This window comes from Candidatus Symbiopectobacterium sp. 'North America' (genome assembly GCF_015762685.1).
In the GTDB taxonomy this organism is placed as follows: Bacteria; Pseudomonadota; Gammaproteobacteria; order Enterobacterales; family Enterobacteriaceae; genus Symbiopectobacterium.
Genome location: NZ_PEHF01000073.1, coordinates 41791 through 68415, shown reverse-complemented (window position 1 = coordinate 68415; position 26625 = coordinate 41791). Strand labels below are relative to the sequence as shown.

Here is a 26625-nt window from a genome sequence, read left to right as displayed (position 1 = left end):
AATGGCACGTTATTTCCGTCGTCGCAAGTTCTGCCGTTTCACCGCGGAAGGCGTTCAAGAGATCGACTATAAAGATATCGCAACGCTGAAAAACTACATCACTGAAAGTGGTAAAATTGTCCCGAGCCGTATCACCGGTACTCGTGCTAAGTATCAGCGTCAACTGGCCCGTGCTATCAAGCGCGCGCGCTACCTGTCTTTGTTGCCGTACACTGATCGTCATCAGTAATCGGCCACAGTCCACTAACGAGACTTTGAGAGGATAAGGTAATGCAAGTTATTCTGCTTGATAAAGTAGCAAACCTGGGCAGCCTGGGTGATCAGGTAAACGTTAAAGCGGGCTACGCTCGTAACTTCCTGGTTCCGCAGGGCAAAGCTGTGCCGGCAACCAAGAAAAACGTTGAGTTCTTCGAAGCGCGTCGCGCAGAACTGGAAGCCAAATTGGCTGACGTTCTGGCTGCTGCTCAAGCGCGTGCTGCGCAACTGACTGAACTGGGTACCGTTACACTCGCGTCCAAAGCGGGCGACGAAGGCAAACTGTTCGGTTCTATCGGTACGCGTGACATCGCTGATGCTGTCACCGCTGCTGGCGTTGCTATCGCTAAAAGCGAAGTTCGCCTGCCGAACGGTGTACTGCGTACACTGGGCGACCACGAAGTGAGCTTCCAGGTTCACAGCGATGTGTTCGCTACGCTGAACGTGCTGGTTGTTGCTGAATAAGCAATGGCATGGTGCCTTCGGGCGCTGAGCGTTATGCGTGAAACGCCGACCTTCGGGTCGGCGTTTTGCGTTTTATGGGCTATCAGTAAGCACAGCAAAGATAATTGGGCGTATGCTAACCCGGTTTATGACTGGAGGTTATCGCTATGTCCGCCGCCACTGATGTATCGCACATTCATTTACAGCGGGTTTATGATGCGCAATTGTCTTTTGCGCACCTCACCTTTCTGGTGGATCGGCTCTGGCCACGCGGTGTTCGAAAAGAGCGACTGGGCGGCGCGCAGTGGCTTAAAGAGGTTGCGCCCAGCACAGCACTGCGTCAGGCATTCCACGCAGCGCCAGACGCATGGGACGCTTTTGTTGCGCAGTATCGCGCCGAACTGGCACGACAGCGCCATTGGCAGATCATTACGTCGGCACTAGCGTGCTCGGGTGAAGTCACATTGCTCTATGGCAGCAAAGATCCGCAGCGCAATCATGCGCAGGTACTACGGGATTTTCTGCTCGCACAGTGTAACGCCTGAACGGACCTTAACGCGTGCGAAGAAATACGCCATCGGATTGGCGTGTGAAGTGCACCCGCTGGCCATCCGCTGTTTCAATCTCCAACTCAGACACCATTCCCTGCGTATTAAGCCGCAGTTTGACCTGTTGCCCGGCACGCAGGTTGCTCAGTGGCTTATCTCTTCCTTCCACCTGAGCCACTGCAAAAACATCGTTGACGGGCAGATTATTATCCCTGAACAGCTGCGCCAGCGTTTGTCCCGCAGCAATCGGGTAAGTCTGCCAGGCTGGCGCGGCTGGCTCTACCGGGGCTGGCGTGCTGTCTGCGAGGTTAGCGTGCATTGGCGCTGATTCATTGAGTGTGATGGGTGTGGCAGATGACGGAGCCCGTGACGTTGGCGGCGAATAGGACCACAGTAGTGCGATCAGCAGCAGTGCGAAGGCAATCAGAATCGCACGGCGGTGGAAGGCAGGCAACGGATCCATCCAGTGGTAGCTGTCAGGGTGATGCCACAGTCCTCTCAATATATCACGCACACGCTCAAGCAGTGCTGACAGAGGGAGAGAGGGAGCATTACGCTGTTTTTCGGCCCGAGCCAAAGGCAAACGCGGAAGAACGCGTAGAACGCTGCGAATCAGCGCTTGATAATCCCTTGCGGGGGCTACTCGTTTCCTGGGCGCGATTCTGCCCATGCTGACCTCTCTTGCAACGATAGCAACCTGTAAAGCTGCCCAGTATATAGGTAACGCGCCAACGAAAGTAATACAAGAGTCATAATCGCTAACGTGTTGATGCTTAAGGTAACAAATTTGAGAGAAAGTGGAACCCTTAGTATAGAATAGGGCATGGTATTCGCTCGCCTTTCATACTGGCAGAGCCGATTTTCTCGACTGTGCGCCGATCTTCGCGGTATCTGCGCGCTGCCAACGTCTCTGCAACGTGAAGTATGACGGGTATAACGATCACACAGAAGATTTTACCCTGCCGTCCAGCGCTGTTATGCTGCGTTTTCATTTTTTTACACAATGAGGAACATCCATGAGCACCCCTTCTTACGAGAGCGTTGAGGCGCAGGCCAGTTACGGTATTGGTTTGCAGGTTGGTCAACAGTTGCAAGAATCTGGCCTGGAAGGGTTGATCCCTGAAGCCCTGGTAGCAGGTCTGCGTGATGCACTGGCAGGCAATGCGCCCGCCGTGCCTGTGGATGTTGTACATCGCGCGCTGCGTGAAATTCATGAACGTGCTGATGCGGTGCGCCGTGAGCGCCAGCAAGCGTTGGCTGTTGAAGGTCAAAATTTCCTGGCAGACAATGCTGGTAAAGACGGCGTCAACCAGACTGAGTCCGGTTTGCAATTCCGCGTGCTGACCCAGGGTGAAGGGGCGATCTCTGCACGTCAAGATCGCGTGCGTGTGCACTATACGGGCCGCCTGATCGATGGCAGCGTGTTTGACAGCTCCGTGCAGCGCGGGCAGCCGGCAGAGTTTCCGGTGAGCGGCGTTATTCCTGGCTGGATTGAAGCGCTGACGCTGATGCCGGTCGGTTCCAAATGGGAACTCTATATTCCGCATAACCTGGCCTATGGCGAATGTGGTGCAGGTGCATTCATTCCGCCGTTCAGCTCACTGATTTTTGAAGTCGAACTACTGGAAATCCTCTAATGCAGGTGCGGGGGGCGTTGAATGATGCTCCCTGCAAATCCTGATAAAGACGGTTCAAACGGGCGGGTTCAACGCCCACTGTGACACTATATCGTTTACGGCTTCGTCAACGGTGCTTTCATTCATGATGTGGATGACAGGGCAGGGGATCTTCTCCAACCACTTTTTGTGCCGAAGTGCGTTTCGGCTGACATCCACCGTGGTTTCATAACCCGCCTCCCATTCAATAAACGCCTGATATCGTCCATGCTGCTTGCCTCCGGGCAAAATGTCGTCCCCAAATCGCATTTGTTCTCTTTGCTTGAGCCGCTCAAGGCGTTTTTCATTCTTAACATAGACGTATATAACGAGTCCAAAGCTCGGGATAAAGATATCTCCCCAGCCACACAGCGAGCCGCTGAGAATCCATTTTTCTTGTGTTTTCAGTGCGTCAGCGAGTTGTAACTGCTTTTCTTGCGGTTCGTTTGCCACCGTATAGGGAGGGGATGTGTCGCGCCAATAAAAATCATCGGTATCTAGATGTTGATAACCCACCCGCTCGGCGAGGCATTTGGCAATGGACGTTGTGCCGGAGCCCGAGGCACCTAAGATATGTATTCTGTTTTTTGGCGACATTTGATTTCTTTTGAAGGAGAAGAAGGACCGAAAATGTTACTTTACGCCGGTGCTGAACAAAGGGAAGAGTTCACGCGCTCTGACCTGACCCTGTGCTTTCTTGCTGAGAGGGATCTACCGTATGTATTTCCCGCTGATTCTGCGTGAGGTATGGAGTACTAGCAGGATGTGTGCCTGATTTTTCTCGATAATATAGATAATGATGAATGGGAAGCGGTCAACTGTTAGTTTACGCTGCTTACAGGATCGTCCGGCGATGACACCTGCTTCTGGATTTATCCTCAGCATTTCTGCAAGGCTGACGAACTTATCATCGGTTGCGCTTGCTACTAGCAGCCCGGCTTCCTGATACAGGTAACGAAAGATATTTTCTCGGTCCGATTGAGCCTGTTTTTCCCATAACAGCTCTGCTATCACAGTTTGCCCCGTGCTGCCGTGCTTTCAGTTTATCCATGTATTGGTTCATCTCATCATTGCTGATGAACTCACATTCCTCCGAGCTATAACGATTGAACGCTTGCGTTATTTGCTGCTCCAGCCAGAGGTCATGTTCATTGTTTTGATATTGTCGTTCTTCGGCCGCGAGCTCTTCGGCTCGTAATCTCATGATTTCTGTCAGACTTATCTTCTGCCGATCTGCTGCTTGCATTGCCAGACGCTTTGTTTGGTCATCTATGCGGAAGTGGATTGTGCTCATCTATCACTCCATTTGTGGTGTCGATTGTGGTGTCATTATGGCTGATATTTGTGAGATTGTAAGCACCACATTCAGCCGGGTGCGTGAAGGTATGAACTATAGCCAGCATACTGTCATGTACCCTCTACAAGGTAGTCAGGTCCGGCAGGGCCAGCACCTGCCGGACCTCCGCCACACTCAGCACGGTACGTGGCAGACGCTTCTCCAGCCGGGGCCGAGTCAGGTCGGCGGTGGGATTGGCGAGGATAGGCCCCGACCTTGCCATCCAGGAGAACCACACCTGCGGTGGTTGTAATGTGGTGCGCTGAGCCACCTGTTATCTATGCGAGGCAAAAACTAGCCGTGGGGAAACCGGAGGGACTACAATTGCGGTTACTCTTTCAGGCTGTTGTAAAAAACCACGACACTATTTAAATCTGTACACCATTCTGAGATTTTATGACCATCTTCGGTATGACTAACTCTTGGCGTTATAAAATCATTATAGGGTTGTCTGTGTGCTTGTTTATCTTATCTATCCGTTGGTAATGAAAATAGCCATTCGACAAGACGGTTGCAGGATAACCTATTTCATCCTGCAACCTGCGGGACTATTCGCCACGTAGCGCGCGAGGGAACAGGATGTTGTTCTCCAGATGGATATGCTCCATCAGGTCGCTGATAAAAACATTGATACCGGCGTACAACGCGCGCTAGGTGTTGCATGCGTTTTCCGGTGGCGTCACGTTGTTGGTTAGATTTTTCACCACTTCCAGTTGTTGTCCTGCGTCATCATGCTCATGTTCCATCATCGAGATCGGACCCGAGGCTTGTGCGCCCATGCCCGCTTCGATCATGGGGAACAGGATGCGTTCTTCTTTCATCATGTGCTGGGACAAATCGTCAAGGATCAGCGCTAACTGCGCGGCCAGTCCGCGCGGGCACGCCGATTTTTCATGGTGAACACGTTCCACTTTTTCAGCCATCAGGATCAATTCCGGCAACTGCTCGCGGTGACGATCGTGATAACGCTGGATGATGTGGGGAATGATGTCGCCCAGCGGTGCTGAAGGCCAGTGGGTTTCCGTTGAAGGCTGCTCTGCCAGAGCGCTCAGGCGCGCTTCAAGTGCCTCGATATCCAGCTCCAGTTTGTTGGCAGCACGCAGCAGCGTTTGTTTGCCGCCGCAGCAAAAATCGAGATTAAATTCACGGAAAAGTACGGTAGCGCGAGGAATGGCGATAGCCAGTTCCCCCAGTGTACGATCGCGGTAATGCATGATAAGGCCCTCAGCGGTAAAAACAATAAATTGTATTTTAAATACATTTTATTGTGATGGATATAACTAAAACGAGGTACGCAGAGGGTCATTTAGGATTAAATTTAACCGGGTGATACCCAGACCAGAGCTGTTGTTTTTCTGGTTCCTTCGGTAGTGTTTTTCACACAAGACTCCTGCCCGTATTGGTGAGTAAGCGGTTCAGATCAATCTGGGTATTGCCTTCGCTTTTGAACGCGTGGTTAAACTTTTTTTCTTCAATCGATTCTGGACTTAACGAATCGACATAACCAGAAAACGCTTTTGTCTCCCGTTTGAAAGCGTTGGCAATTTGTTGACCCAAAGGGTTTGATCCGTCTGCCGAGTAACAGGAAGTGACGCGGATGTACTGATAAAGCGCCAGTGTTTCTGCTCGGTAATGATAGTCATACATGTACTTTAGATCTGCACCATCAACCCTATCCGGTAACAGACTCATTTCTCCCTTGCCGCTGGCGTTGATGCGGCCATGGCCAAGGATGTTTAATCGCTTGGTACCTTTATACGTATCGTCGAACCAGTAAATACGGCGTTCATTTGGGTTGGTTTTTAAGTCACGAAAATCATGGCACCAGCGGACATAGCGATCGTCCGATTTATCAGGGCCAAGCAGAGTAATGTCCGAGTCATGAACAATGGAGGTTAGCTTTTGCAAAAAAGACGACGTAAGTTGTTCTTTGGGAACCAATGATCGCGTACCAGAGGGCTCGTTCATTGGCTGAGAGGGTGTTAATGGCGTAATCGGCATCGTTAATCAATGGTAATCACCTGATGTAAACCTGTGTACATTTTGACAGGCGGGCCGTTAGTTAATCATTCATAAACAGATTGCTGGGCTACTGCGCTGTACTCCCTGTCGTGACGCTCGGACTGGATTACTTCAATCCGATCGCTGACGCAGTTAATCACATCAGCGTTGTCGTTATGAAAGCCGCTCCGGTTAAGCAAGGAAGAGAAGTGAGGTTTTCTTTCTGTAGCAGATCCTCCGCCTGTATGGAGGATGAGCAATAGGTAGAGTTATGTTGTCCGCAGTTTGAGAACGCCGTATCAAGCGGCGTTCTGTAACCGATTACTGTTTTTGCAGATCGAGGCGGTATAACGCAAAGCCCACGTCATCATGGCCGAGAGATATCATCGGGTATTGCGCTTTCTCTTTGATAAAAGCCGCTGCCTTCGCTGAAGGTGCCGTTTCCACGCGGATATCCAGTGGTGTGTCGCTCTTGATCTTCGCTAAACGCCAATTGTTGTCCGCTTGAGGTTTCACTTCACCCTGTTTTTGCGTTTCTGCGCTGATATAGGCGGCCAGCACAGAACGGTTTTCATCAGGCGAGGCAAAGGCAACGTACTTTTCCCCGGTTCCGGCAAATTTCTCGCTGTAGGCGAGGTAGTTGTTGGTGGCGATCAGAAACGTCATCTTGGGATCGCTGGGTTTGCCCTGGTAGGTCAAATTAACGATGCGCTCGGCGTTGGGCTTACGCGGCGCGCACTCCCCGTCGTAACGGGCAGGCTGCGTCACATCGATCTGGTAATTAACACAGTCAATCACATCAAAGTTATAGGTGCGGAAACCGTCCCAGTTGATTAAGGATTGCGGTGCCTTGCTGTGAACATCGATTTGATTGAACTGGCCCGCCGAGCACTCCAGCCACTCTTTCACCTGCTGCCCGTTCACTTTCACCACCACCAGCGTGTTGGGGTAGAGATAGAGATCGGCGGCGTTACGGAACGTCAGCTCACCCTTTTCCACTTCCACATAGCTGTTAGGATCGTTCTTCCGGCCGCCCGCTTTAAACGGTGCGGCGGCGGAAAGCACTGGAATATCTGCCAGATCGGGGTCGCCCTGAATAAAGTGCTGCACATAAGCGCGCTGCGCGTTATTGACGATCTGCACGGTGGGGTCATCCTGCACCAGTGACAGATAGCTGTACATGTTGTCAGCAGCTTTACCGATGGGTTTGCCGACAAAGGTGCACGTTTGCTGATGCGCGTCGGACAACACATTCACCAGATCTTTATCCGCTTCGGCACGTGATTGTTTTTGCGCCTTGTCGAAAATAGGGCGCGCTTGTGCTTTCCCCTCCGTCACCTGCCATTGGCCGCTATCATTGTTGACCACTAAATCGACAATACCCAGATGATCGCCCCATTGACCGGGCATCACAGTGGGAATACCGTTCAAGGTGCCCTACGCGATATTACTGCCGGGAATAGCGGCAAAATCTTTGCTGGGGAAAACGGCGTGAGCATGACCGAATAGAATGGCATTGATGCCCGGTATCTGGCTCAGGTAGTAACCGAGTTCTCTGCCATGGCCTTATACGGCTCGCCAGAAAGGCCGGAGTGGGGGATGGCAACCACAATATTCGCACGTTTCTGCCGCATTTCGGGCACCCACTTCTTAGCGGTTTCGGTTATGTCGGCCACGGTCACTTTGCTACTCAGGTTGGCCTTATCCCACACCATGATTTGCGGCGGTACAAAACCGATATAGCCGATGCGTAAAGTATGAGTCTTACCATCGCGATCTTTTACCGGTGTGTCCTTGATCAGATAAGGCGTGAACAGCGGTTTGCCGGTTTTCGCATCGAGCACGTTGGAGTTTACGTACGGGAAAGCGGCGCCGGACAGCGCTTTGTGCAGATAATCCAGACCGTAGTTGAACTCATGGTTGCCGATGTTGCCCACCGCATAGTCGAGTCGGTTCATGGCGAGATAAACCGGGTGCACCTCGCCCTGTTGCAGCCCTTTGGCCGCCATGCAATCGCCCAGCGGGCTACCCTGAATCAAGTCGCCGTTATCCACCAGAACGCTGTTGGTGGCCTCCTGACGCGCACCGTGAATCAAGCTGGCGGTGCGTACCAGACCGAATTTATCGGTGGGAGTATCCTTGTAATAATCAAAATCCATCATATTGCTGTGCAGATCGGCAGTTTCCAAAATGCGCAGATCGACGGTGGCAGCGTGCAGTGTGGTGGTAACAAACAGGGCCACTAAACCTGGCGCGAGCGCGTGCTTCATATAGCCTGACTCCTTCATGTTGGCGTTGCACTTGGATTTGAGACTCGTAAAGTATCCTACCAAAGGAAGTAAATTGGCATAGAATCATGGCAGGTCAGTGGCGCATCTCACTCTTTTGACAAAGAATAGGTCCGTTACTGCGTTGTATTGTATACACAGCGAGCACCAGAAAGACGAGGTTCATTATGTTGGAACAAATTTGCCAGTTGGCGCGCGACGCCGGTGCCGCCATCATGCAGGTGTATGACGGCGAACGCCCTGTCGATGTCGCGCATAAAAAAGATGCGTCTCCTGTGACCTCAGCGGATTTGGCGGCGCATCACATCATCAAGCAGGGATTGGCGCAGATGTTTGCCGATATTCCCTTGTTGTCGGAAGAAGATCCGCCCACCTGGGAGGTTCGCCAGCATTGGCAGCGCTACTGGCTGGTAGACCCGCTGGATGGCACCAAAGAGTTTCTTAACCGTAACGGCGAGTTCACCGTGAATATCGCGCTGATTGAAAATGGCGCGCCGGTGCTAGGCGTAGTATATGTGCCGGTTAACGGAGTCATGTAGGCGGCATCGGGGGAAAAGCGTGGAAAGAGGTGGAAGGCGTGCGCCGTTTGATCCGTGTTAACCATGCGCACCCGCCGCTGGTGGTAGTGAGCCATTCTCATCTGGACGCAGAGTTAAAAGACTATTTGCTTCAGCTTGGTGAACACCAGACGGTTGCGATTGGATCTTCGCTCTAATTTTGTCTGGTGGCGGAAGGCAAAGCCCAACTGTATCCGCGTTTCGGGCCGACAAACGTGTGGGACACCGCCGCTGGGCACGCTGTCGCTGCGACTGCCGGTGCACAGGTACATGACTGGCAGGGCAAAACACTCAATTATGTGCCGCGTGAATCCTTTCTCAATCCAGGGTTTCGCGTGTCGTTGTTTTGATGTGCGCAGCGGTATGAGCGAGGCAGGCGTGGTGAGACGATCGTCCACGCCTGTTCTCTGCCGAGAGTTATTCTTTCAACAACTGTGGTAGCAGGTTCATTACTTGCTGCACTTCTTGCGCACTGAGCGCCCCGCCTTTGACATAGCGCACCTGGCCGCGCTTATCCAGCACCACGATCGCTGAACTTTTCTGCTCTAACTACCAGGTTTTGCAGACGTTGCCATTACTGTCGACGATAAACTGCGACCAGGGAAAGGTTTTTTTACTCTCTTCAAGACTGCTGCGAACAAACAAGCCAGTGCCGATGATGGCGTCGTCGGTATTGACGATTGTCGTCGTTTGGTAATATTCACGCGCTAGATTAGCGGCCTTGATCGCACTTATCAGCGGATCGTTCATCTCTTTGCCCGATGTCCTACCTGCAATGTGCTGGATGACGCGTACCTTTCCCACGAGCTGTGCGCTGTTCCAGTTCTGGTAGCTAAACTGTTGGTTCTGATACATCAGTTCCCCTTTATCGGCAATGCCGGTGGGGGGCAAGGTGCTGTTGAGCGTAAGGTTGTGCACCATGCAGGGCAGCGCCAACAGGGTACACCAGCTCAACAGGGCTATTCGCAGACACAGCGTCGAGGTGTGGCAGGCAGTCATAACGTGTCCTCTGGTAGAAAGCGGCGAAGGTTACGCGAAACCGTTGCTTAAGCGTAGAGGAAGATATCTGGTCTGTCCTGTCTGAAATGTGATGGAGATTCACAACTTTTGTTACGTAAAGGTAAAAATAAAACTATGCTGATCGATAACGGAACTATCTTATAACAGTCTGAAAACCCGGTGAATTATGCCGTTTTTTTGTGTGAAACTAAATGCCATCTGGCGACACTAATAGTTAGGCGTTTTATTAACGCGTGATTTTATACCCCAGCTTGGGGCCGAAGAGAAAAATGAAAACGGGAGGAGAGATACAATGCGGATCTTCGAACGTTACAACCCGTTAAAAGTTGCGAAGTACGTGAAAACGCTGTTTCGTGGCCGGTTGTATATCAGAGGCATCGGTGCTTTCGAGTTTGATTACGGCAAAATATTACTGCCGAAAACCCAAGACAAACAGCATTTGCTGGTGATGTCTGAGGTGAACCGTCAGGTGATGTGGCTGCAAGCCGACATGGGCTAACGGTTCGAGAGGAATGCTGCTGCCGCCAGTGATGGGCAGCAGCAATGAGCTAGCGGTTCAGGCTGGCGCAGGTTGAAGACTAGCTTTTAGGTTCTGCCGTGGGTTCTGTATCGGCAATCGCCGCAGACGCTGCGTTCTTCTCTTCAAGACGAGTGACCAGCAACTGGTCAATCTTGTAGCTGTCGATATCCACCACTTCAAATTTGTAACCTGCAAAGCGGACAGAATCGGTGCGTTTCGGAATCTTGCGCAGCGTATACATAATAAATCCGCCGATGGTTTCGTAATTGTCCGAATGGGGAAAATCGTCGATATCCAGCGCCCGCATCACGTCTTCAATCGGTGTGCCGCCATCGATGAGTCACGAGTTTTCATCACGCTCCACAATCTGTTCTTCCATGCCCTGACCAACCAGATCGCCCATCAGTGTGGTCATCACATCGTTCAGGGTGATAATGCCGACCACCAGCGCATATTCGTTCAGGATCACCGCGAAATCTTCGCCCGCCGCTTTAAAGCTTTCCAGCGCTTCCGACAGTGTCAGCGTATCGGGCACGATCAGCGCGGTGAGGATTTGAATACCGCCGTTGAGCGCCAGGCTCTGGTTGCCCAAAACGCGGTTGAGCAGATCCTTGGAGTCAACATAACCGACGACCTGGTCGATATTGCCGTTGCACACCAGAAACTTGGAGTGCGGTTGTTGGGCAATCTTCTCTTTTATTTGCGCTTCGTCTTCGTGCAGATCGAAAAACACCACGCTTTCCCGCGATGTCATCGACGAGGGCACCGTGCAAGATTCCAGCTCAAAGACGTTTTCAATCAATTCATGCTCTTGCTTACGCAGCACGCACGCCAGTGCCCCAGCTTCCACCACTGTGTAAATGTCATCGGAGGTGATGTCGTCGTTGCGTACCATAGGCAGTTTGAGCAAACGAAAGATCACATTCGACAGGCCGTTAAAAAACCACACCAACGGACGGAAAAAGAACAGGCAGAAGCGCATGGGATTGATAATCCGGATAGCAACGGCTTCCGGTGTCGTCATGCCAATGCGTTTCGGCGTCAAGTCACCCAACAGAATAAACAGACTGGTTACCAGTACAAAGGAACAGGCAAAACTGACGGAATCGGCCATTTCTGGCGTCATAAAGCGTTGGAAAAACACGGTGAAATAGGGAGAGAACGCTTGATCGCCGATGATACCGGCCAGAATGGCCACGGCGTTAATGCCGATTTGAATAACGGTAAAAAAGATACCGGGCGTTTCCTGGAGCTTTAATACCATAGCGGCGTTGAGATTGCCCTCATCGGCCATCTGTTTAAGTTTAATTTTGCGTGAAGCGGCCAGTGATATCTCGGACAACGAGAAAAACGCACTGAGCGCGATCAGAAGAACTATAAGTAATAAACTGTTTAACATATGTTTTCCGGCCGTCGTGGCCAGATCCTCAGGAAGGTCATGAATGCATGAATAGTAATAATCGCATTAGATGACAGAATGAATAACGCCGCCGTAACGAATGTCAGGCGGCACAAGTATTATAACGGTGTTGATGGGCCATTTGGCAAGCATGGCGTAAAATATTAGTAATTTATCAGGCGTTGGGCGGCAAACACAGGCCGATGCCCGCCAATCCGCAATATCCGCCGTGATTCTTGTGCAGGTATTGCTGGTGTTCATCTTCCGCGTAATAAAAGGAGCCCGCCTGGACGATTTCTGTGCTGATGGTGCGTGCATTACCGCTGGCGAGCATGGCTTGCTGGAAACGCGCCAGACTGGCCTTCGCCAACGTCATCTGTTCTGCGGTGAGCGTGTAGATGGCTGAGCGATACTGCGTACCGAGATCGTTACCCTGACGCATGCCCTGCGCCGGATCGTGATTTTCCCAAAATAGTTGTAGCAGGTGATCGTAGCTGATGACAGCCGGATCGTAGACGATGCGCACCGCTTCGGCGTGATCGGTCAGCCCGCTACAGACTTCACGGTAGGTGGGATTGGGCGTAAAGCCTCCCGTGTAGCCTGCTGCGGTACTGTATACGCCCTCCTGTTGCCAGAACAAGCGTTCCACTCCCCAAAAACAGCCCATGGCGAACAGCGCAACGTCCATGTTGTCAGGAACGTGAGTCATGGAATGTTGGCTGACAACGTTCAGGCGTGCCTCGCCCCGGCAGCGCTTCTGATTGACGGATACGTTGGTTTTTATCACTGTGCTGTACCACGTTGTTACTCCCACGATAATCCATGTTATTCATAGGTAACAGAATAACTAAGAAAGTTCACGCTGTCTTTATGGTTCAAGCCCGTTTAAGGTTAAGGTGTTGCGCAACCTGCATTTTTGAAATTACTCATTACACTTTAGAGTGGGTGTAGATGAGGATGTTGAGTGGGATTGTTTTTGACATGATTTTCAACACACGCCTGTGTAGAACAATATAAACGAACGTGGGGAGTTGGCGTGTCACGATACCGTACTTTGCTTTTTGTGTGCCTGTTGGCAACTGCATCGTCCTATGCAGCGAACGTGCGTTTGCAAGTGGTCGGATTAGAAGGGGAATTACAGCGCAACGTGCGTGCGCGGCTATCTACCATCGGCCCTGATGAGGTCAGCGCCGAGGGGCGCTTTCGTGCCCGGGTTGATGATGCGATCCGGCGCGGGTTACGGGCGCTGGGATATTACGATCCGCAAATCAATTTTGAGTACCGCCTGGCAGAAAACGGCGGACGCCCGCTGCTGTTGGTGACGGTGACGCCGGGCGAGCCGGTCAAAATCGCGGGCACCGATGTTCTGCTGCAGGGCGATGCGAGCAGCGACAGCGATTTCCTCCAACTGCGACGCCGCAGCGTGCTGAACCACGGCGACTATGATGATTTTAAGCGTTCATTAAATAACCTGGCGCTGCGTAAAGGGTATTTTGATGCGCATTACTACAAAAGCCAGCTGGGCGTGATCCGCGAAACGCGGGAAGCGTTCTGGGATATCGATTATGACGGCGGCACCCGTTACCGTTTCGGTGACGTGCACTTTCAGGGCAGTCAAATTGATGAAGCCTATCCGCGCAATCTGATCCCGTTTAAGCGTGGCGATGAGTATACCAGCGAAGATCTGGGCGAATTTAACCGGCGTTTGTCTGCCACTGGATGGTTCACCTCGGCAGTAGTTTCCCCCAATTTCGCGGCGGGAAAAACCGATAAAATCCTGCCGCTGGATGCGGTCGTTACACCGCGCGCGCAATTTACTGGAAAACGGGGTGGGATATTCCACCGACGTGGGGCCGTGCTTTCAGACCACGTGGCGCAGACCGTGGATCAACGAGCGTGGGCACAGTCTGGAAAGCAGCCTGAGCGTCTCTGCGCCGGAACAGTCGCTGGATTTCAGTTACAAAATTCCCTTGCTGAGAAGTCCGCTGGAGCAGTTCTATTTGTTGCAAGCCGGTTTTAAACGCGAAGATCTGAATGACACCAAATCAGACGGCACCATGCTCAACGTGGCGCGCTTCTGGACGCTTAATCGCGGTTGGCAGCGCTCCATCAACCTGCGCTGGAGTCTCGATCACTTTACTCAGGGCAGTGTCACCGATACCACCATGCTGCTCTATCCCGGCCTGACGCTGAATCGCACGCGACAGAGCGGCGGGACTATGCCCACCTGGGGGGATTCACAGCGCTATTCGCTGGATATCTCAGATACCACCTGGGGCTCGGATATCGATTTTGCGGTGATACAAGGCGCAGAATGTCTGGATCCGTACGTTTGAGGATAAGCACCGTTTTGTCGCGCGTGGCAACGTCGGTTGGATTGAAACCAACAGCTTTTCCCGCGTGCCGCCGTCGCTGCGCTTCTTTGCCGGGGGCGATCGCAGCATTCGCGGCTATAAGTTCCGCTCTATCTCACCGCGCGATGACGAAGGCAAACTGACCGGTGCGTCAAAATTGCTAACCGGTTCTCTGGAATACCAGTACAACTTTACCGGGCGCTGGTGGGGGGCGGTGTTTGTCGATACCGGTGATGCGGTAAACGATCTCAGGATCAACGACCTGAAAACCGGTGCCGGTGTCGGGATTCGCTGGGCCTCGCCGGTGGGGCCGGTCAAATTCGATTTTGCCGTTCCGGTGAATGATTCCGAGAAACGTAACGATCTCCAGTTCTATATTGGTTTGGGGCCTGAGCTATGAGCCTGATAAAGAAAATAGCCATTGGGGTCATCGCATTTTTGTTGCTGTTGCTCATCACGCTGGCGGGACTACTGTTTACCACGCCGGGGTTGCATCTGCTGCTTAATGGCGCGGCGCGTTGGGTGCCGGGGTTGGAGATCGCCGAGGTGCAAGGCGGTTGGCGCGATCTAACACTGCGCGGTGTCGGTTATCAAGCGCCAGGTATCACGCTCAACGCCGGTGAACTGCACCTCACGTTGGAGCTGGGCTACCTGACGCGCAGTCAAATTTGCATCAATGATATTGCGCTACGCGATCTTTATGTCGTCATCGACAGCAGCGCCATGCCGCCGCCTGCGGAGACGCCTGCCCCCAGTGCGCCAGTGGGCGAACTGACGGCTCCGTTCCCGATACGTCTTAGCCAGCTCACGCTCAACAATATCCGCGTCACGCTGGATGATACCGCTATCTCGCTGGGTGAACTGCACACCGGCATGCACTGGGAAGGGCGCGCGTTGACCTTGCTGCCGACACAAATCAATGCGCTGCTGGTGGCACTGCCGAAAACCAAACCAGCATCTACCGTTGCAGAAAGTACGTTGGTGGCCACCGAAGATGGCAAAGTCACCGCTTCTGAAGTGGGTGATATCGCCTCCGCTACGGCGCAGGCTGCTGTCGCACCGCAACTTGAAGTAACGCCACCCGCACCGGAAAAAGTGGCGATGCCACCCGCATTGGGCGAGCAGCTACAGGCGCTGTTTGCCAAGCCGCTGTTGCCGGCGTTACCCGCGTCCACGCTACCGCTTGATATAGACATCAGCGATTTGCGTGGTGAACAACTGCGACTGACCGGCGATCAAGATATCACCCTCACCACGCTGCAACTTAAAGCCGCTACCCAACAACAACATATTCAGTTGGACAAACTGGCAATCCAGTCACCGCAAGGTGCCCTGCATGCGGCGGGTGAGGCCACGCTCAGGGATAACTGGCCGCTGTCTTTTGTTCTGAACGGGGTGGTGAATACCTCGCCGTTGAAAGGCGAGAAGATCAAACTGACGGTGGAGGGCAGCCTGCATGACTGGCTGAATACCACGCTTAACCTGTCCGGGCCGCAGCGTGCGCTGCTTACCCTGAAAGCGCAGTTGGCCCAGCCTGAACTGCCGTTGGCGCTGACCGTGCAGTCCGAGCGTCTCGCCTGGCCGTTAACGGGAGAGGCGGAGTATCAGTTTAATAATCTGGCGTTAAGTCTGACCGGTAAGGCCACGGATTATGCCTTGAAGATCAACGGTGATATTCGCGGTAGCACCGTGCCACCCGCCACGCTGGCGTTGGAAGGCAAAGGCAATTTGCAACAGTTTGATATAAGTCCGCTACGACTCTCTGCGTTGCAAGGCACCACTGAATTGCGCGCACTGGTGGACTGAAGCAAGGCCATCAGTTGGCGCAGCAAACTGGTGCTCGATGGCATTAATACGGCGAAGCAATGGCCGAAATGGCCAGCGCGCATTGATGGCAAGATCAGTACGCGCGGCAGGCTGTACGGTGGTAACTGGCAGGTGGCGGTGACCGAACTGCGCCTGAACGGCAATATCAAGCAAAACAAACTGACGGCGCAAGGCTCGTCGAACGGCAATGCCGCAGGCCAGTGGCACATTCCCGGCATCAACCTGGCATTGGGGCGTAACCAGCTTGATGTTAAAGGCGATTTAGATCAGCAATGGAAACTGGACGGCGTCATTGACGCCCCTGCGTTAAACGGTGACTTGCCGGGGCTTGCGGGCCGCGTCGCTGGCACGGTGCGGCTGCGCGAATCACACCGCACCGCAGCTATTGGCGGATCTCAACGCCACAGGGCTGCGCTGGCAGGGGTTATCCATCAATCTCCTGACGCTGGAAAGCGATGTGCGCTCGGATGCACAGGTCAATGGCCGAATGGCGTTGCGCGTTGAGCAATTGCAACAGGAAGGTGTGAAGGTTTCTCTGCTGACACTGAATGCGCAAGGCAATGAGCAGCAGCATCAGTTGCGCTTGAACGTGGAAGGGGAACCTGTCGCCGGACATCTGACCGTGACCGGGCACTTCGACAGAGCACAGCAGCGTTGGCGCGGTACGCTGGATCAAACTCAGTTCACTACCCCAGTGGGGGAATGGCGTTTGTCACCCTCAATGTCGCTGGATTATCAGCAAGCGCTGGCGCGTATCACGCTCGGTGCACACTGTTGGCAAAACCCGAATGCCGAGCTGTGCGTGCCGCGTGCGGTCGACATTGGCCCGAGCGGACAGGCCAGCGTGGTGTTAAACCGTTTTGATTTGAAGATGCTGGAACCGTTTTTGGGCGCAGACACTGCGCTGAGCGGCGTATTTACCGGTCGTGCTGACGTAGCCTGGCAGCCGGGCGGTGGGTTGCCACAGGCAAAAATCGCGCTCACTGGGAACAAGGTTGCACTGCATCAGCAGATGAACGGCAACACGCTGCCCGTCGATTTTGACACTTTCACGTTGAACGCGGGCGTCGATCGTGGCCGCGCGACGCTGGGATGGCTCATCGCTATTCACAATAACGGCCAGTTCCGGGGTGATATTCAGGTGACGGACCCGCAGGGGCGACGCGAACTGGGAGGCGATATCGCCATCGACAAAATCTCCCTTGCGCTGATGAATCCGGTGTTAAGTCGGGGCGAAAAAGCGGCGGGCATGCTGAACGGCGCGTTGCGTATGGGGGGAATGTGCGTCAGCCGCAGTTGAACGGACAACTGGCGCTGGAAGGGCTGGATATCGACGGTCACTGGATGCCGGTCGATCTGACAGATAGCCGTTTGGCGGTGAACTTCAATGGCATGAGTTCTACGCTACAGGGCTTTCTGAAAACCACGCAAGGGCAGCTTAATCTTAACGGTGATGCGGATTGGCATCAGCCGGAAGCATGGCGGGCACGTATTGCGGCGAAGGGCGATCGGGTGCGGGTGACGTTGCTGCCGACGGTGCGACTTGATGTTTCCCCGGATATTGAGTTTGAAGCCACGCCGCAACTTTTCACGCTCAATGGTTCGGTCAGGGTGCCATGGGCGCGTATTACCGTACAAGAGATGCCGGAAAATCCGGTGGATGTCTCCTCGGATGAAGTGCTGTTGGACGAACAACGCCAGCCGCTAGCTCGTAACAACGTTGCGATCCCTATCAACAGTAACCTGACCATTCGCGTGGGTGACGATGTGCGCCTTGATGCCTTTGGCCTGCGTGCCAGTTTGCAAGGCGACCTGAAAATGGTGCAGGACGAGCGTGGTTTGGGGCTGAATGGCCAGATCAACATCCCTACCGGGCGTTTCAAGGCCTACGGGCAGGATTTGATCCTGCAAAAAGGGATTCTGGTGTTTTCCGGGCCACCAGCCGAACCGAATTTGAACATCGAAGCGGTGCGCAATCCTGATAATACGGCGGATGGTGTGACGGCGGGTGTGCTCATCACCGGTGCGGCGAGCGCGCCGCACATCGAGGTGTTTTCCACACCGACATTATCGCAGCAAGAAGCATTATCTTACCTGTTACGGGGTCAAGGGCTGGACAGCACCGGTTCAGACAGTAATATGATGACCTAGGCCTTAGTAGGGTTAGGGGTTGCGCAAAGTGGTCAAGTTGTGGGTAAAATCGGCGAGGCCTTTGGCGTAAGTGATTTAGCTCTGGATACACAGGGCGCTGGCGAGGAATCTCAAGTTGTGGTCAGCGGTTACGTCCTCCCTGGCCTTCAGGTCAGATACGGCATTGGCATATTTGACTCTTTAGCAACGTTGACGTTGCGTTATCGGTTAATGCCAAGACTCTATTTGGAAGCGGTGTCTGGTCTCGATCAGGCACTGAATGTGCTCTATCAGTTCGAGTTTTAGCGATGCGAATTATTGTTTATGGCAGTTTACGACGCAAACAGGGAAACAGTCACTGGATGACGAACGCACAGTGGCTAGGGGATTGTCAACTCGGTGGTTATGAGATGTATGACCTTGGCCATTATCCTGCGGTGGTAGTCGGGGAGGGGGAAATTTTTTGCGAAGTTTATCGCATAAGCTCATCTATCCTGACAGAACTCGATGCGCTAAAGCGTGATGGTCACGAATACAAGCGCGAGTTAATCAGCACCCCGCTCGGGAGTGCGTGGATCTATCTGTATCAACACTCGGTAACAGGGTTGCCGCGTATCGACAATGGCGATTGGCTGACGCGCGAGCAGTAATGGTACTGGGTAGTTTGTAAATAAAAGCGTAACCGGCGCGGTGTCGGTTACGATTCACTTTCCTTGCACCATCCGTTACCACGCCATTCTGTTATCCTTTCATTAACAATAATGTTTCTCATTATCAATCCCAAATGCTAAGGTAAACGCCCCTTTGGGCCCGATGTGGGGCTATTCTGGTCGCCCCTGCGGGATAAGATGAGAAAGGTCATGGCAGAAAAACAGAAATACCGCATTTTTAACGTCGTGCTGGCGCATAAGACTTACCTGACACCTTCCCTGATGCGCTGTGTGTTCTCCGGTGAGTCGGTGCATCAGATGAAAATGGATGCTCCGGATCAACGCATCAAGCTGCTGCTTCCTCCCGCCGATGGCGTTTTCCCCGAATTGCCTTACAGTGATGAGTGGTACCGTCAGTGGCTGGCGCTGCCCAAGGCGCAGCGGCCGGTGATGCGCACCTATACCCTACGCGACGTGGATGCGGCTAACGGTGAAATGGCGGTAGAGTTTGTTGTTCATGGCACCGAAGGACCAGCATCTGCCTGGGCAATACAGGCACAACCGGGGGATGCATTGCGCATTGTTGCGCCGTGCGTGGGAGATGATGAAGGTGATAGCGGCGGCTATGAGTGGCTTGCGCCAGCGGAAATGACCCATGCCTTGTTAATTGGCGATGAAACTGCATTGTCTGCTATCAAGGGCATTCTGGAACAACTGGCGCAGCAGTTGAATCCCGTGCAGGTGCAGGCGTTTATCGAAGTGCCGCTGGAGGCCGACTGCGTGGATATGAGCGCGTTTGCCTTTGCCGAGGTGCACTGGCTGCCGCGTAAGCCGCAGGGGGCCTCTTACGGTGAACGACTGCTGCATAGCGTGCAAGCGCATGTACGCTTGCCGGATATTCGCCCGGAAGCAGAGATTACCGAATTGCACAAGGTGGCAGAAGGTGAGCTGCTGTGGGAGTCGGCCAGCCAGACGCACGGCCAATTTTTTGGCTGGGTGGCGTCGGAATCTTCGGTGGTGAAAAACCTGCGGCGTTACTTGTCCGGTGAACGTCAGGTGCCACGCGATATCATCACGTTTATGGCTTACTGGAGCCGCGAACGGCAGCGCGATCTTTGACTGCACGCTGAAAAGAAAACGGCGAGGAGATCCTCGCCGTAACATAGATTGCGCAGTGCGCTACACGCTTATTTTTTCGCGCGTTCGAAGGAGGCAACGATCTCGGCTTTGGCCGCTTTCACGTTTTCCCAACCTTCTACTTTCACCCATTTGCTTTTTTCCAGCGCTTTGTATTGCTCGAAGAAGTGGGCGATTTGGCCACGCAGCAGTTCCGGCAGGTCGTTCACATCCTTGATGTGATCGTATTCTTTGCTCAGCTTGGTGTGCGGCACGGCAACCACTTTGGCATCTTCACCGGATTCGTCGGTCATTTTCAGTACGCCAACCGGACGGCAGCGGATCACTGAACCGGGTTGCAGAGGATAAGGGGTCGGCACCAGTACGTCAACCGGGTCACCGTCCAGAGACAGGGTGTTGTTGATGTAGCCGTAGTTGCACGGGTAGAACATGGCAGTTGCCATGAAACGGTCTACAAACAGGGCACCGGTTTCTTTATCGACTTCGTACTTGATGGGGTCAGCGTTGGCCGGGATCTCAATGATTACATAGATATCATCCGGCAGTGATTTGCCCGCCGGGACGTTGATCAAACTCATGTCTGTTTCCTTTTTTCTAACGTCAGAAATGGAGTGGCGGCGATTATAGCCAACCCATTGGTAAAGTGCTGCGGTTTTTCAATCTCAGTGGCGTTTAGTCAGCGTCATCGTTCGGAGGGGTTTCTTCTTTGCTACGGCGCTTCCAAATCTTGCTTTCCTGCCCGCGCCACAGACGTTGAATATTGTCATGATGTCGCATCAGGATCAGGCAAGAGAGCATGGCCACCGGAAAGGTGAATTGAGGTTTGAACCACCACACATAGAAGGGCGCAATCAGCGCACTCACAATGGCCCCGAGGGAGGAATAGCCGCTAAGCAGTACGGTAAGCAGCCAGGTGACGGTCATCACACCGGTCAGATCCCAGCCGACAGGTGCGATGGCACCAAACGCGGTTGCCACACCTTTCCCGCCGCGAAAACGGAAAAACACCGGATAGATATGGCCCAAACAGGCCGCAATCGCGGTAATACCAAGATAAAGCGGTGTGACGCCAAGCGCATAAGCGCCCCAGACCGGTAACATGCCTTTCAGCACGTCAAACACCAACACGGTAGCGGCGGCGGCTTTGCCACCGATACGTAATATGTTAGTCGCGCCGGGATTTCCTGAACCATGCTGGCGTGGATCGGGCAGACCCGCGATGCGGCACACCAGAATCGCACTGGAGATGGAGCCGCACAGATACGCGAAAATTATCATGCCAAGCGCGGTAGCACTCATAACGCGGTTCCGTTGAATAAAGGTCGTTTTACAGTTGCCATCCGTGGATAATACGCATATTCCGGCGGAAGTGATACCAAACAGCGCCAAAAACAGAGAATGACGTGATGGATATTGTATTTATAGAAGAACTTACCGTGATTGCCACTATTGGCGTTTACGACTGGGAACAAACCATTTCGCAAAAGCTGGTGCTCGATATCGAAATGGGCTGGGATAACCGCAAGGCTGCCGCAAGCGACGATGTAAACTACTGCCTCAGCTATGCCGATGTCAGTGAAGCTGTGATTGCCCATGTCTCCAGTCAGCCGTTTGCGCTGGTCGAGCGCGTGGCGGAAGAGGTGGCGCAATTGCTGATGCAGCGCTTTGCCATCCCCTGGCTGCGTATCAAAGTGAGCAAGCCGGGGGTCGTCGCGCAGGCACGCCAGGTGGGCGTAGTGATCGAGCGCGGCACACGATAAATGCGCACGGGTTTGCACATGTGGTTTTTTTTATGAATCTTTTTTGTCAGTGAAACTAACATCGCGTTTTTTAGTCTATTGTGGTGGTGTTTAAAGTGGCGCACGCGGACAGCGTAGCCACTTTTTTTATGAGTGCTTCTTTTATTTCGGTTCGGAAAGGCAGGGAGCGAGCATGGCAGATCTCCACACGCTGGTGGTGGCATTTATTCTTGGGGTTGTTGAAGGGTTAACGGAGTTTTTGCCCGTGTCATCGACGGAGCATATGATTATTGTTGGCAGTTGGTTGGGGTTTGATGATGATAAGGCGAAAACCTTCGAAGTCATTATCCAATTGGGCTCTATCCTGGCGGTCGTTGTGATGTTTTGGCGTCGTCTGTTTGGGTTGATCGGTATCCACTTTGGTGCCGTGCCCCATGAAGGACGCAGTAACGATCGTCTGAAGCTGGGGCATATTCTGCTGGCGATGATCCCGGCGGTGGTGTTGGGGTTGGTGTTTCACAGCACTATCAAGTCGCTGTTTAATCGGCAGAATGTGATGTACGCCTTGATTGTTGGCGGTTTCCTGCTGCTGGCGGCGGAGTGGCTGAAGCCGAAGACGCCGCGTGCCAGCGGATTGGATGATATCACCTATCGTCAGGCATTTATGATTGGCTGTTTTCAATGTCTGGCGCTGTGGCCGGGATTCTCCCGTTCGGGCGCGACCATTTCCGGCGGGATGCTGGTGGGTGTCAGCCGTTACGCCGCTTCTGAGTTCTCCTTTATTTTGGCGGTGCCAATGATGATGGGGGCGACGGTGCTGGATCTGTATAAAAGCTGGCATTTCCTGTCGCTGGCCGATGTTCGCCGTGGGCTTTATCACCGCGTTTCTGGTTGCGCTGGTCGCTATCAAAACCTTCCTGAAACTGATCAAACGCATTTCGTTTGTCCCGTTCGCGATTTATCGCTTCTTCGTGGCGGGCGTTGTCTATCTGGTGTTCTTCTGACTCAGAACGGGCGCTGTGCCTGCGCGGCCAACGCGCGCAGGTAGTCCAGATTGCATAACGTGATGTAACTGGCGCGGCAGGTGATGTAACCCTGCCGCTGCCACTCCGCCATCAGGCGGCTCAAAGTTTCTGCGCGGATACCCAACTTTGTTGCTAACTGTCCGCGATTGAGCGGTAGCCGAACCTGCGCGTTTGGCTGGGTATCTTGCTGGGAAGGATGTAGACGCAGCAGGTAATCCGCCAACCGTTCGCCCGCCGAACTGGAGGTCAGCCAATCGATCTGGTTGATGGTGGCGTAAAGCTTCTGGCTGAGGTTGCCCAGCAGTTGCAGCGCCAGCGTCGGGCGTTGCAGACAAAACTGGTGCAGCGTCTCTCGTGGGATCAACACTGCCTGTCCTGCGCTGAGTGCCCGAATGTTCATCGGGAATCGGCCGTGCTCCATAAACACGGCGGCGAGCGCTACCCATTCGCCGCGTACAAACTGCCCGAACACCTTGTCATCCCCGCCTGATAGGTATGACGAAACGCCTTTAGTTCACCCTGTTCCACCAGCGGACAGTAGCGCATCTTATCCCCTTCGCGAAACAGCGTTTCCCCTGCCTGAAAGCGGATACGACAGCACGCGCGCTGTAAGGCGTGCACCACGTCTTCAGGCTCGTTGCGTAGCCACTGATGGGAAAACAGCACCTCGCAATGTTCCTCTGTCGGTAGGGGTATTTTGACAAACGTCATTGGCGTCTCACTCACGGGGTTCTAAAGTGTCTGGCAATCAAACAGAAATAATAATCATTTGCTTGTTTTCAGCAAGCATCTGAGCACGGTAATCGCGAGGAGGATGCAAGCATGTCAGAGAAACTGGCGGGACATAAATTTCTGGCGCGGTTGGGGAAAAAACGCCTGCGCCCCGGTGGGCGTGCGGCTACCGAGTGGTTGATGCAGCAGGGCGCGTTGACGCCATCAACCCGTGTTCTGGAAGTGGCGTGTAATATGGGCACCACCTCCATTGAGATGGCGCAGCGTTACGGGTGCGCTATCGTCGGGGTGGATATGGACAAGGCGGCATTACAGCAAGCACGGCACAACATTCTGGCCGCGGGTGTTGAAGGACGGGTGACGGTGATGGAAGCGAATGCCTTAGCGTTACCGTTCCCCGATAACCACTTTGACGTGGTGATTAACGAAGCGATGCTCACCATGTACGCCGACAAAGCCAAGCGCCCGCTGATTCAGGAATATTTACGCGTGCTAAAACCCGGAGGGAGGCTGCTGACCCATGACATCATGCTGCTGCCGCAGGCGTCAGGTGACGTCACGGCGCAGATGCGCGCGGCAATCAATGTTAACGTTCAGCCGTTAACGCTGGTGGGGTGGCGCAACCTGTTTCTTGATAGTGGTTTCAACCAGGTGGAGAACGCGCAGGGCGCGATGACGTTGATGACGCCGTCTGGCATGATTTACGATGAAGGTTGGGGCGGCGCGGCAAAGATTGTGCGCAACGCGTTGAAGGCGGAAAATCGCGCAACCTTCCTTCGGCTGTTTCGCACCTTCCGCCGCTACCGGGACCAGCTTAACTATATTGCGGTCTGTAGCACGAAATAAGCCGCTTACGGGGTCGACGCGGGAATTTTCTGCGCTTTCCACGCGGTAAGTGCAGCAATACGGCGCCGGTGCAGTTCATCGCGCACGCCAATACCCTGAAAGCCGTCGGCCACGACTGCGCTACTGGTGACCGCGCTGGCAACGGTGAATGCTTCGCGCAGGTAGTCGCCTTGCGGATAGGGTGATTCCTCAAACCCGGTGCGGCCACGGGCATCCGTTTCACTGGTGAGCACCAGCTTTTCCAGTCGTTCCGGCTTGCGCCACACGTCCAGCGCATCAAACAGTTTCATCAGCGTTTTGGGCTGCAATACCGTTACGGTATGCGCCAGGTCATGATATTCCGCTACCAGCTTAGCCAGGTCGCGCAGCGCATTAGGTACGCGTAAGCGCTGGCACAGTTGCTCCACCAGTTTCACGCCCGCTGGGCCGTGTCCGTGGTGACGCGGCCAGAGCGCGGGCGGCGTCAGCGCTTTTCCCACATCGTGGCACAGCGTGGCAAAACGTACATCGATCTCGGGGGTGAGGCGAGCGGCAATCATCAGGGTCATCAGGGTATGAACACCGCTGTCGATTTCCGGGTGCCATTGTGCTGGAGCCGGTACGCCGTACAGATTGTCGATTTCGGGAAACAACACCGCCAGCGCTCCGCAGTCGCGCAGCACCTGAAAATAGACGTGAGGCGAACGGGTTGCTAGCGCCTTTTCCGTCTCTTTCCACACCCGTTCGGGCGTCAGAAAAGCCAACTCGCCCTCGCGCGTCATAAATTGCATCAGCGCCAGCGTTTCCTCCGCGATGTGAAAACCGAGATGGGCAAAACGCGCGGCAAAGCGTGCCACGCGCAGTACGCGCAGCGGATCTTCCTGAAAGGCTGGAGAGACATGGCGCAGTAGACGCTGTTGCAGATCGTACCGACCGAGATAGGGATCAACCAGCTCACCCTCTGCGGTTTGGGCGATGGCGTTGATGGTCAGATCGCGCCGCAGCAGATCCGCTTCCAGCGTAACATCGGGTGCGGCATGGCAAATAAAGCCGGTATAGCCGTTACCCGATTTGCGTTCAGTACGCGCCAGCGCATACTCTTCTTTGCTTTCCGGGTGCAAAAAGACGGGAAAATCCCGCCCGACCTGTTGGTAGCCAAGCGCTAACATCTGTCCCGGTGTGGCACCCACCACAACCCAGTCACGTTCTGACACTGGGAGATCGAGTAAGGCGTCCCGCACTGCGCCGCCAACCAGATAACTCTTCAATACACACTCCTGGCTTTACTCATCCGATCATTCCCGCGTAAGCGGGAATCTCTTACAGGCCAAACGCATTCCTTCTGTAAGAGGTCCCCGGCCTGCGCCGAGGATGACGGGAGCACTACGTTAACATAAGGTTAATAGTTACATACCCATCGGCCTGCCGCAATCTATGCCGCAAGCCAATGTGATTGATGATGTGGCTTACGCCTCAGCGCATCCAGCGATCGTTTTTCTTTCTGCTGGGGATCAGGTGCGGTAGCAGCAAACCGATCAGCAAGCCGATACCCGCCACGCCACCGCCGTACAGGAACCATTGCAAAATGATTTCCCGTTGCTTGTCATCCAGTTGCACATTGGCGGCATCGACCTTCTTTTGCGCGACAATCAGCTGATTTTTTAAATCCTGATTTTCGTTACGCAGCGCGGTGATGATATTGTCGCTGGCAGACACTTTTTGCTGCATATCGGCGGTACGCTGGTTCCATTCCTGATCGATATTGCCTAACCGCGCGGTGAGGTCGGAAACCTGCTTTTCCAGTTCCGGCACGCGCAGGCTGGGCGTTTGACTCAGTTGATTGAGCGGCAGCCAACTGGTGCGATCTTTGCTATCGCGAATTTGGGCATAGCCAGCATTTTCATTCACGCTGAGCACGGTGACTTCCTCACCGGCATTAAGCGTGCCAATGATGCGGTACTGGGTGCCAGGGCCGGTATGAATATAGGTCGACAGCTCATCGGAGATGTAGCGTTTATCTTCTGCGTGACTCGCCCAACTCAGTGTGAGGCTGATAAAGGTGAAACAAGCGAGGCCTAATTTCTTCATAATTTCATCATGTTGTGCGAATGGTTGGGTGATAGTAGAGGCATAAGTCTGACGAGGCAATGGGTAAACCGAAATGAGAACACTCCTATTACCCA

The 26625-nt window shown here is 53.7% G+C and carries 19 protein-coding genes and 10 pseudogenes; 13 read left to right on the top strand and 16 right to left on the bottom strand.

From position 1 onward, the window contains the following. Window position 1 precedes the first annotated feature (1 nt). The 3 genes from rpsR to CS369_RS15410 all read left to right on the top strand — a co-directional run bounded on the left by rpsR (window position 2) and on the right by CS369_RS15410 (window position 1244). Window positions 2–229, top strand: coding sequence for a 30S ribosomal protein S18 (gene rpsR, locus CS369_RS15420; protein WP_000135199.1), 228 nt, complete (start codon window positions 2–4; stop codon window positions 227–229). Between the two features lie 41 nt (window positions 230–270). After that, window positions 271–720 carry a 50S ribosomal protein L9 gene (gene rplI / locus CS369_RS15415; protein WP_196907796.1) on the top strand — a complete coding sequence of 150 codons (450 nt, stop codon included), beginning with the start codon at window positions 271–273 and terminating at the stop codon, window positions 718–720. A 146-nt stretch (window positions 721–866) separates the two neighbouring features. Further along, window positions 867–1244: a DUF488 domain-containing protein gene (locus tag CS369_RS15410; RefSeq protein WP_196907795.1), complete on the top strand. Its 378-nt coding sequence runs from the start codon at window positions 867–869 to the stop codon at window positions 1242–1244. A 7-nt stretch (window positions 1245–1251) separates the two neighbouring features. Here CS369_RS15410 and CS369_RS15405 read toward each other — a convergent pair whose 3' ends face one another. Beyond that, complete coding sequence (locus CS369_RS15405) at window positions 1252–1917, bottom strand: LysM-like peptidoglycan-binding domain-containing protein (protein WP_196907794.1); 666 nt, start codon at window positions 1915–1917, stop codon at window positions 1252–1254. 346 nt (window positions 1918–2263) lie between these two features. Here CS369_RS15405 and fklB point away from each other — a divergent pair, with 346 nt between their 5' ends. Continuing rightward, the gene (fklB, locus tag CS369_RS15400; protein WP_196907793.1) at window positions 2264–2884 is read left to right on the top strand and encodes an FKBP-type peptidyl-prolyl cis-trans isomerase; all 621 of its coding nucleotides are present in this window, start codon (window positions 2264–2266) and stop codon (window positions 2882–2884) included. Between the two features lie 54 nt (window positions 2885–2938). Here the strand turns inward: fklB and CS369_RS15395 are convergent, their stop codons facing one another. The 6 genes and pseudogenes from CS369_RS15395 to CS369_RS15370 form a co-directional block, all read right to left on the bottom strand. Continuing rightward, window positions 2939–3499, bottom strand: coding sequence for an AAA family ATPase (locus CS369_RS15395; RefSeq protein ID WP_196907792.1), 561 nt, complete (start codon window positions 3497–3499; stop codon window positions 2939–2941). Window positions 3500–3613: 114 nt separating this feature from the next. Beyond that, window positions 3614–3916 (bottom strand): type II toxin-antitoxin system RelE/ParE family toxin, encoded by a 303-nt coding sequence (locus CS369_RS15390; RefSeq protein ID WP_196907791.1) that lies wholly within the window; start codon window positions 3914–3916, stop codon window positions 3614–3616. Next, window positions 3913–4196 (bottom strand): annotated as a pseudogene (locus CS369_RS15385) (damage-inducible protein J). The gene CS369_RS15390 and the pseudogene CS369_RS15385 overlap by 4 nt, the downstream one beginning before the upstream one ends. Before the next feature lie 590 nt (window positions 4197–4786). Next, window positions 4787–5452, bottom strand: a pseudogene (gene ytfE / locus CS369_RS15380) (iron-sulfur cluster repair protein YtfE). A gap of 163 nt (window positions 5453–5615) precedes the next feature. Further along, window positions 5616–6239, bottom strand: coding sequence for a hypothetical protein (locus tag CS369_RS15375; RefSeq protein ID WP_196907790.1), 624 nt, complete (start codon window positions 6237–6239; stop codon window positions 5616–5618). 321 nt (window positions 6240–6560) lie between these two features. Beyond that, a pseudogene (locus CS369_RS15370) lies at window positions 6561–8509 on the bottom strand (bifunctional 2',3'-cyclic-nucleotide 2'-phosphodiesterase/3'-nucleotidase). A 185-nt stretch (window positions 8510–8694) separates the two neighbouring features. Here CS369_RS15370 and cysQ point away from each other — a divergent pair. Further along, window positions 8695–9434, top strand: a pseudogene (gene cysQ / locus CS369_RS15365) (3'(2'),5'-bisphosphate nucleotidase CysQ). A 67-nt stretch (window positions 9435–9501) separates the two neighbouring features. On the opposite strand, the pseudogene CS369_RS15360 reads toward cysQ, so the two are convergent. Beyond that, window positions 9502–10059 (bottom strand): annotated as a pseudogene (locus tag CS369_RS15360) (YtfJ family protein). A gap of 337 nt (window positions 10060–10396) precedes the next feature. Here CS369_RS15360 and CS369_RS15355 point away from each other — a divergent pair. Continuing rightward, the gene (locus CS369_RS15355; RefSeq protein ID WP_196907789.1) at window positions 10397–10603 is read left to right on the top strand and encodes a DUF1107 domain-containing protein; all 207 of its coding nucleotides are present in this window, start codon (window positions 10397–10399) and stop codon (window positions 10601–10603) included. A gap of 79 nt (window positions 10604–10682) precedes the next feature. On the opposite strand, the pseudogene CS369_RS15350 reads toward CS369_RS15355, so the two are convergent. Next, window positions 10683–12023, bottom strand: a pseudogene (locus CS369_RS15350) (hemolysin family protein). Between the two features lie 175 nt (window positions 12024–12198). Next, window positions 12199–12847, bottom strand: a pseudogene (gene msrA, locus CS369_RS15345) (peptide-methionine (S)-S-oxide reductase MsrA). A gap of 212 nt (window positions 12848–13059) precedes the next feature. Here msrA and CS369_RS15340 point away from each other — a divergent pair. The 4 genes and pseudogenes from CS369_RS15340 (at window position 13060) to CS369_RS15325 (ending at window position 20103) form a co-directional block, all read left to right on the top strand. Then, window positions 13060–14777, top strand: a pseudogene (locus CS369_RS15340) (autotransporter assembly complex family protein). Next, window positions 14774–18640 (top strand): annotated as a pseudogene (locus CS369_RS15335) (translocation/assembly module TamB domain-containing protein). Before CS369_RS15340 ends, CS369_RS15335 begins: the two co-directional pseudogenes overlap by 4 nt. Before the next feature lie 2 nt (window positions 18641–18642). Next, the gene (locus CS369_RS15330) at window positions 18643–18984 is read left to right on the top strand and encodes a gamma-glutamylcyclotransferase (protein WP_196907788.1); all 342 of its coding nucleotides are present in this window, start codon (window positions 18643–18645) and stop codon (window positions 18982–18984) included. Window positions 18985–19194: 210 nt separating this feature from the next. Next, window positions 19195–20103, top strand: coding sequence for a siderophore-interacting protein (locus tag CS369_RS15325; protein ID WP_196907787.1), 909 nt, complete (start codon window positions 19195–19197; stop codon window positions 20101–20103). A 68-nt stretch (window positions 20104–20171) separates the two neighbouring features. On the opposite strand, the gene ppa is transcribed toward CS369_RS15325, so the two are convergent. Both ppa and plsY read right to left on the bottom strand, forming a co-directional pair. After that, window positions 20172–20699: an inorganic diphosphatase gene (ppa, locus tag CS369_RS15320; RefSeq protein ID WP_196907786.1), complete on the bottom strand. Its 528-nt coding sequence runs from the start codon at window positions 20697–20699 to the stop codon at window positions 20172–20174. A gap of 94 nt (window positions 20700–20793) precedes the next feature. Continuing rightward, window positions 20794–21420, bottom strand: coding sequence for a glycerol-3-phosphate 1-O-acyltransferase PlsY (gene plsY, locus CS369_RS15315; protein ID WP_196907785.1), 627 nt, complete (start codon window positions 21418–21420; stop codon window positions 20794–20796). A gap of 107 nt (window positions 21421–21527) precedes the next feature. Between plsY and folB the strand changes: the two genes are divergently transcribed. Both folB and bacA read left to right on the top strand, forming a co-directional pair. Beyond that, a complete protein-coding gene (folB, locus tag CS369_RS15310; RefSeq protein ID WP_196907821.1) occupies window positions 21528–21881 on the top strand; it encodes a bifunctional dihydroneopterin aldolase/7,8-dihydroneopterin epimerase in 354 nt (117 codons plus the stop codon). Window positions 21882–22053: 172 nt separating this feature from the next. Then, a pseudogene (gene bacA / locus CS369_RS15305) lies at window positions 22054–22864 on the top strand (undecaprenyl-diphosphate phosphatase). A gap of 1 nt (window position 22865) precedes the next feature. On the opposite strand, the gene CS369_RS15300 reads toward bacA, so the two are convergent. Further along, complete coding sequence (locus CS369_RS15300) at window positions 22866–23357, bottom strand: Crp/Fnr family transcriptional regulator (RefSeq protein ID WP_244665042.1); 492 nt, start codon at window positions 23355–23357, stop codon at window positions 22866–22868. After that, a complete protein-coding gene (locus CS369_RS23845) occupies window positions 23324–23596 on the bottom strand; it encodes a hypothetical protein (protein ID WP_244665041.1) in 273 nt (90 codons plus the stop codon). Before CS369_RS23845 ends, CS369_RS15300 begins: the two co-directional genes overlap by 34 nt. 111 nt (window positions 23597–23707) lie before the next feature. On the opposite strand from CS369_RS23845, the gene CS369_RS15295 reads away from it, so the two are divergent. Further along, window positions 23708–24463, top strand: a complete 756-nt coding sequence (locus CS369_RS15295) for a class I SAM-dependent methyltransferase (protein WP_196907784.1) — start codon at window positions 23708–23710, stop codon at window positions 24461–24463. A gap of 5 nt (window positions 24464–24468) precedes the next feature. On the opposite strand, the gene CS369_RS15290 is transcribed toward CS369_RS15295, so the two are convergent. Next, the gene (locus tag CS369_RS15290) at window positions 24469–25710 is read right to left on the bottom strand and encodes a multifunctional CCA addition/repair protein (RefSeq protein ID WP_196907783.1); all 1242 of its coding nucleotides are present in this window, start codon (window positions 25708–25710) and stop codon (window positions 24469–24471) included. 205 nt (window positions 25711–25915) lie between these two features. Further along, window positions 25916–26530: a TIGR04211 family SH3 domain-containing protein gene (locus CS369_RS15285; RefSeq protein ID WP_196907782.1), complete on the bottom strand. Its 615-nt coding sequence runs from the start codon at window positions 26528–26530 to the stop codon at window positions 25916–25918. Window positions 26531–26625: the final 95 nt, after the last annotated feature.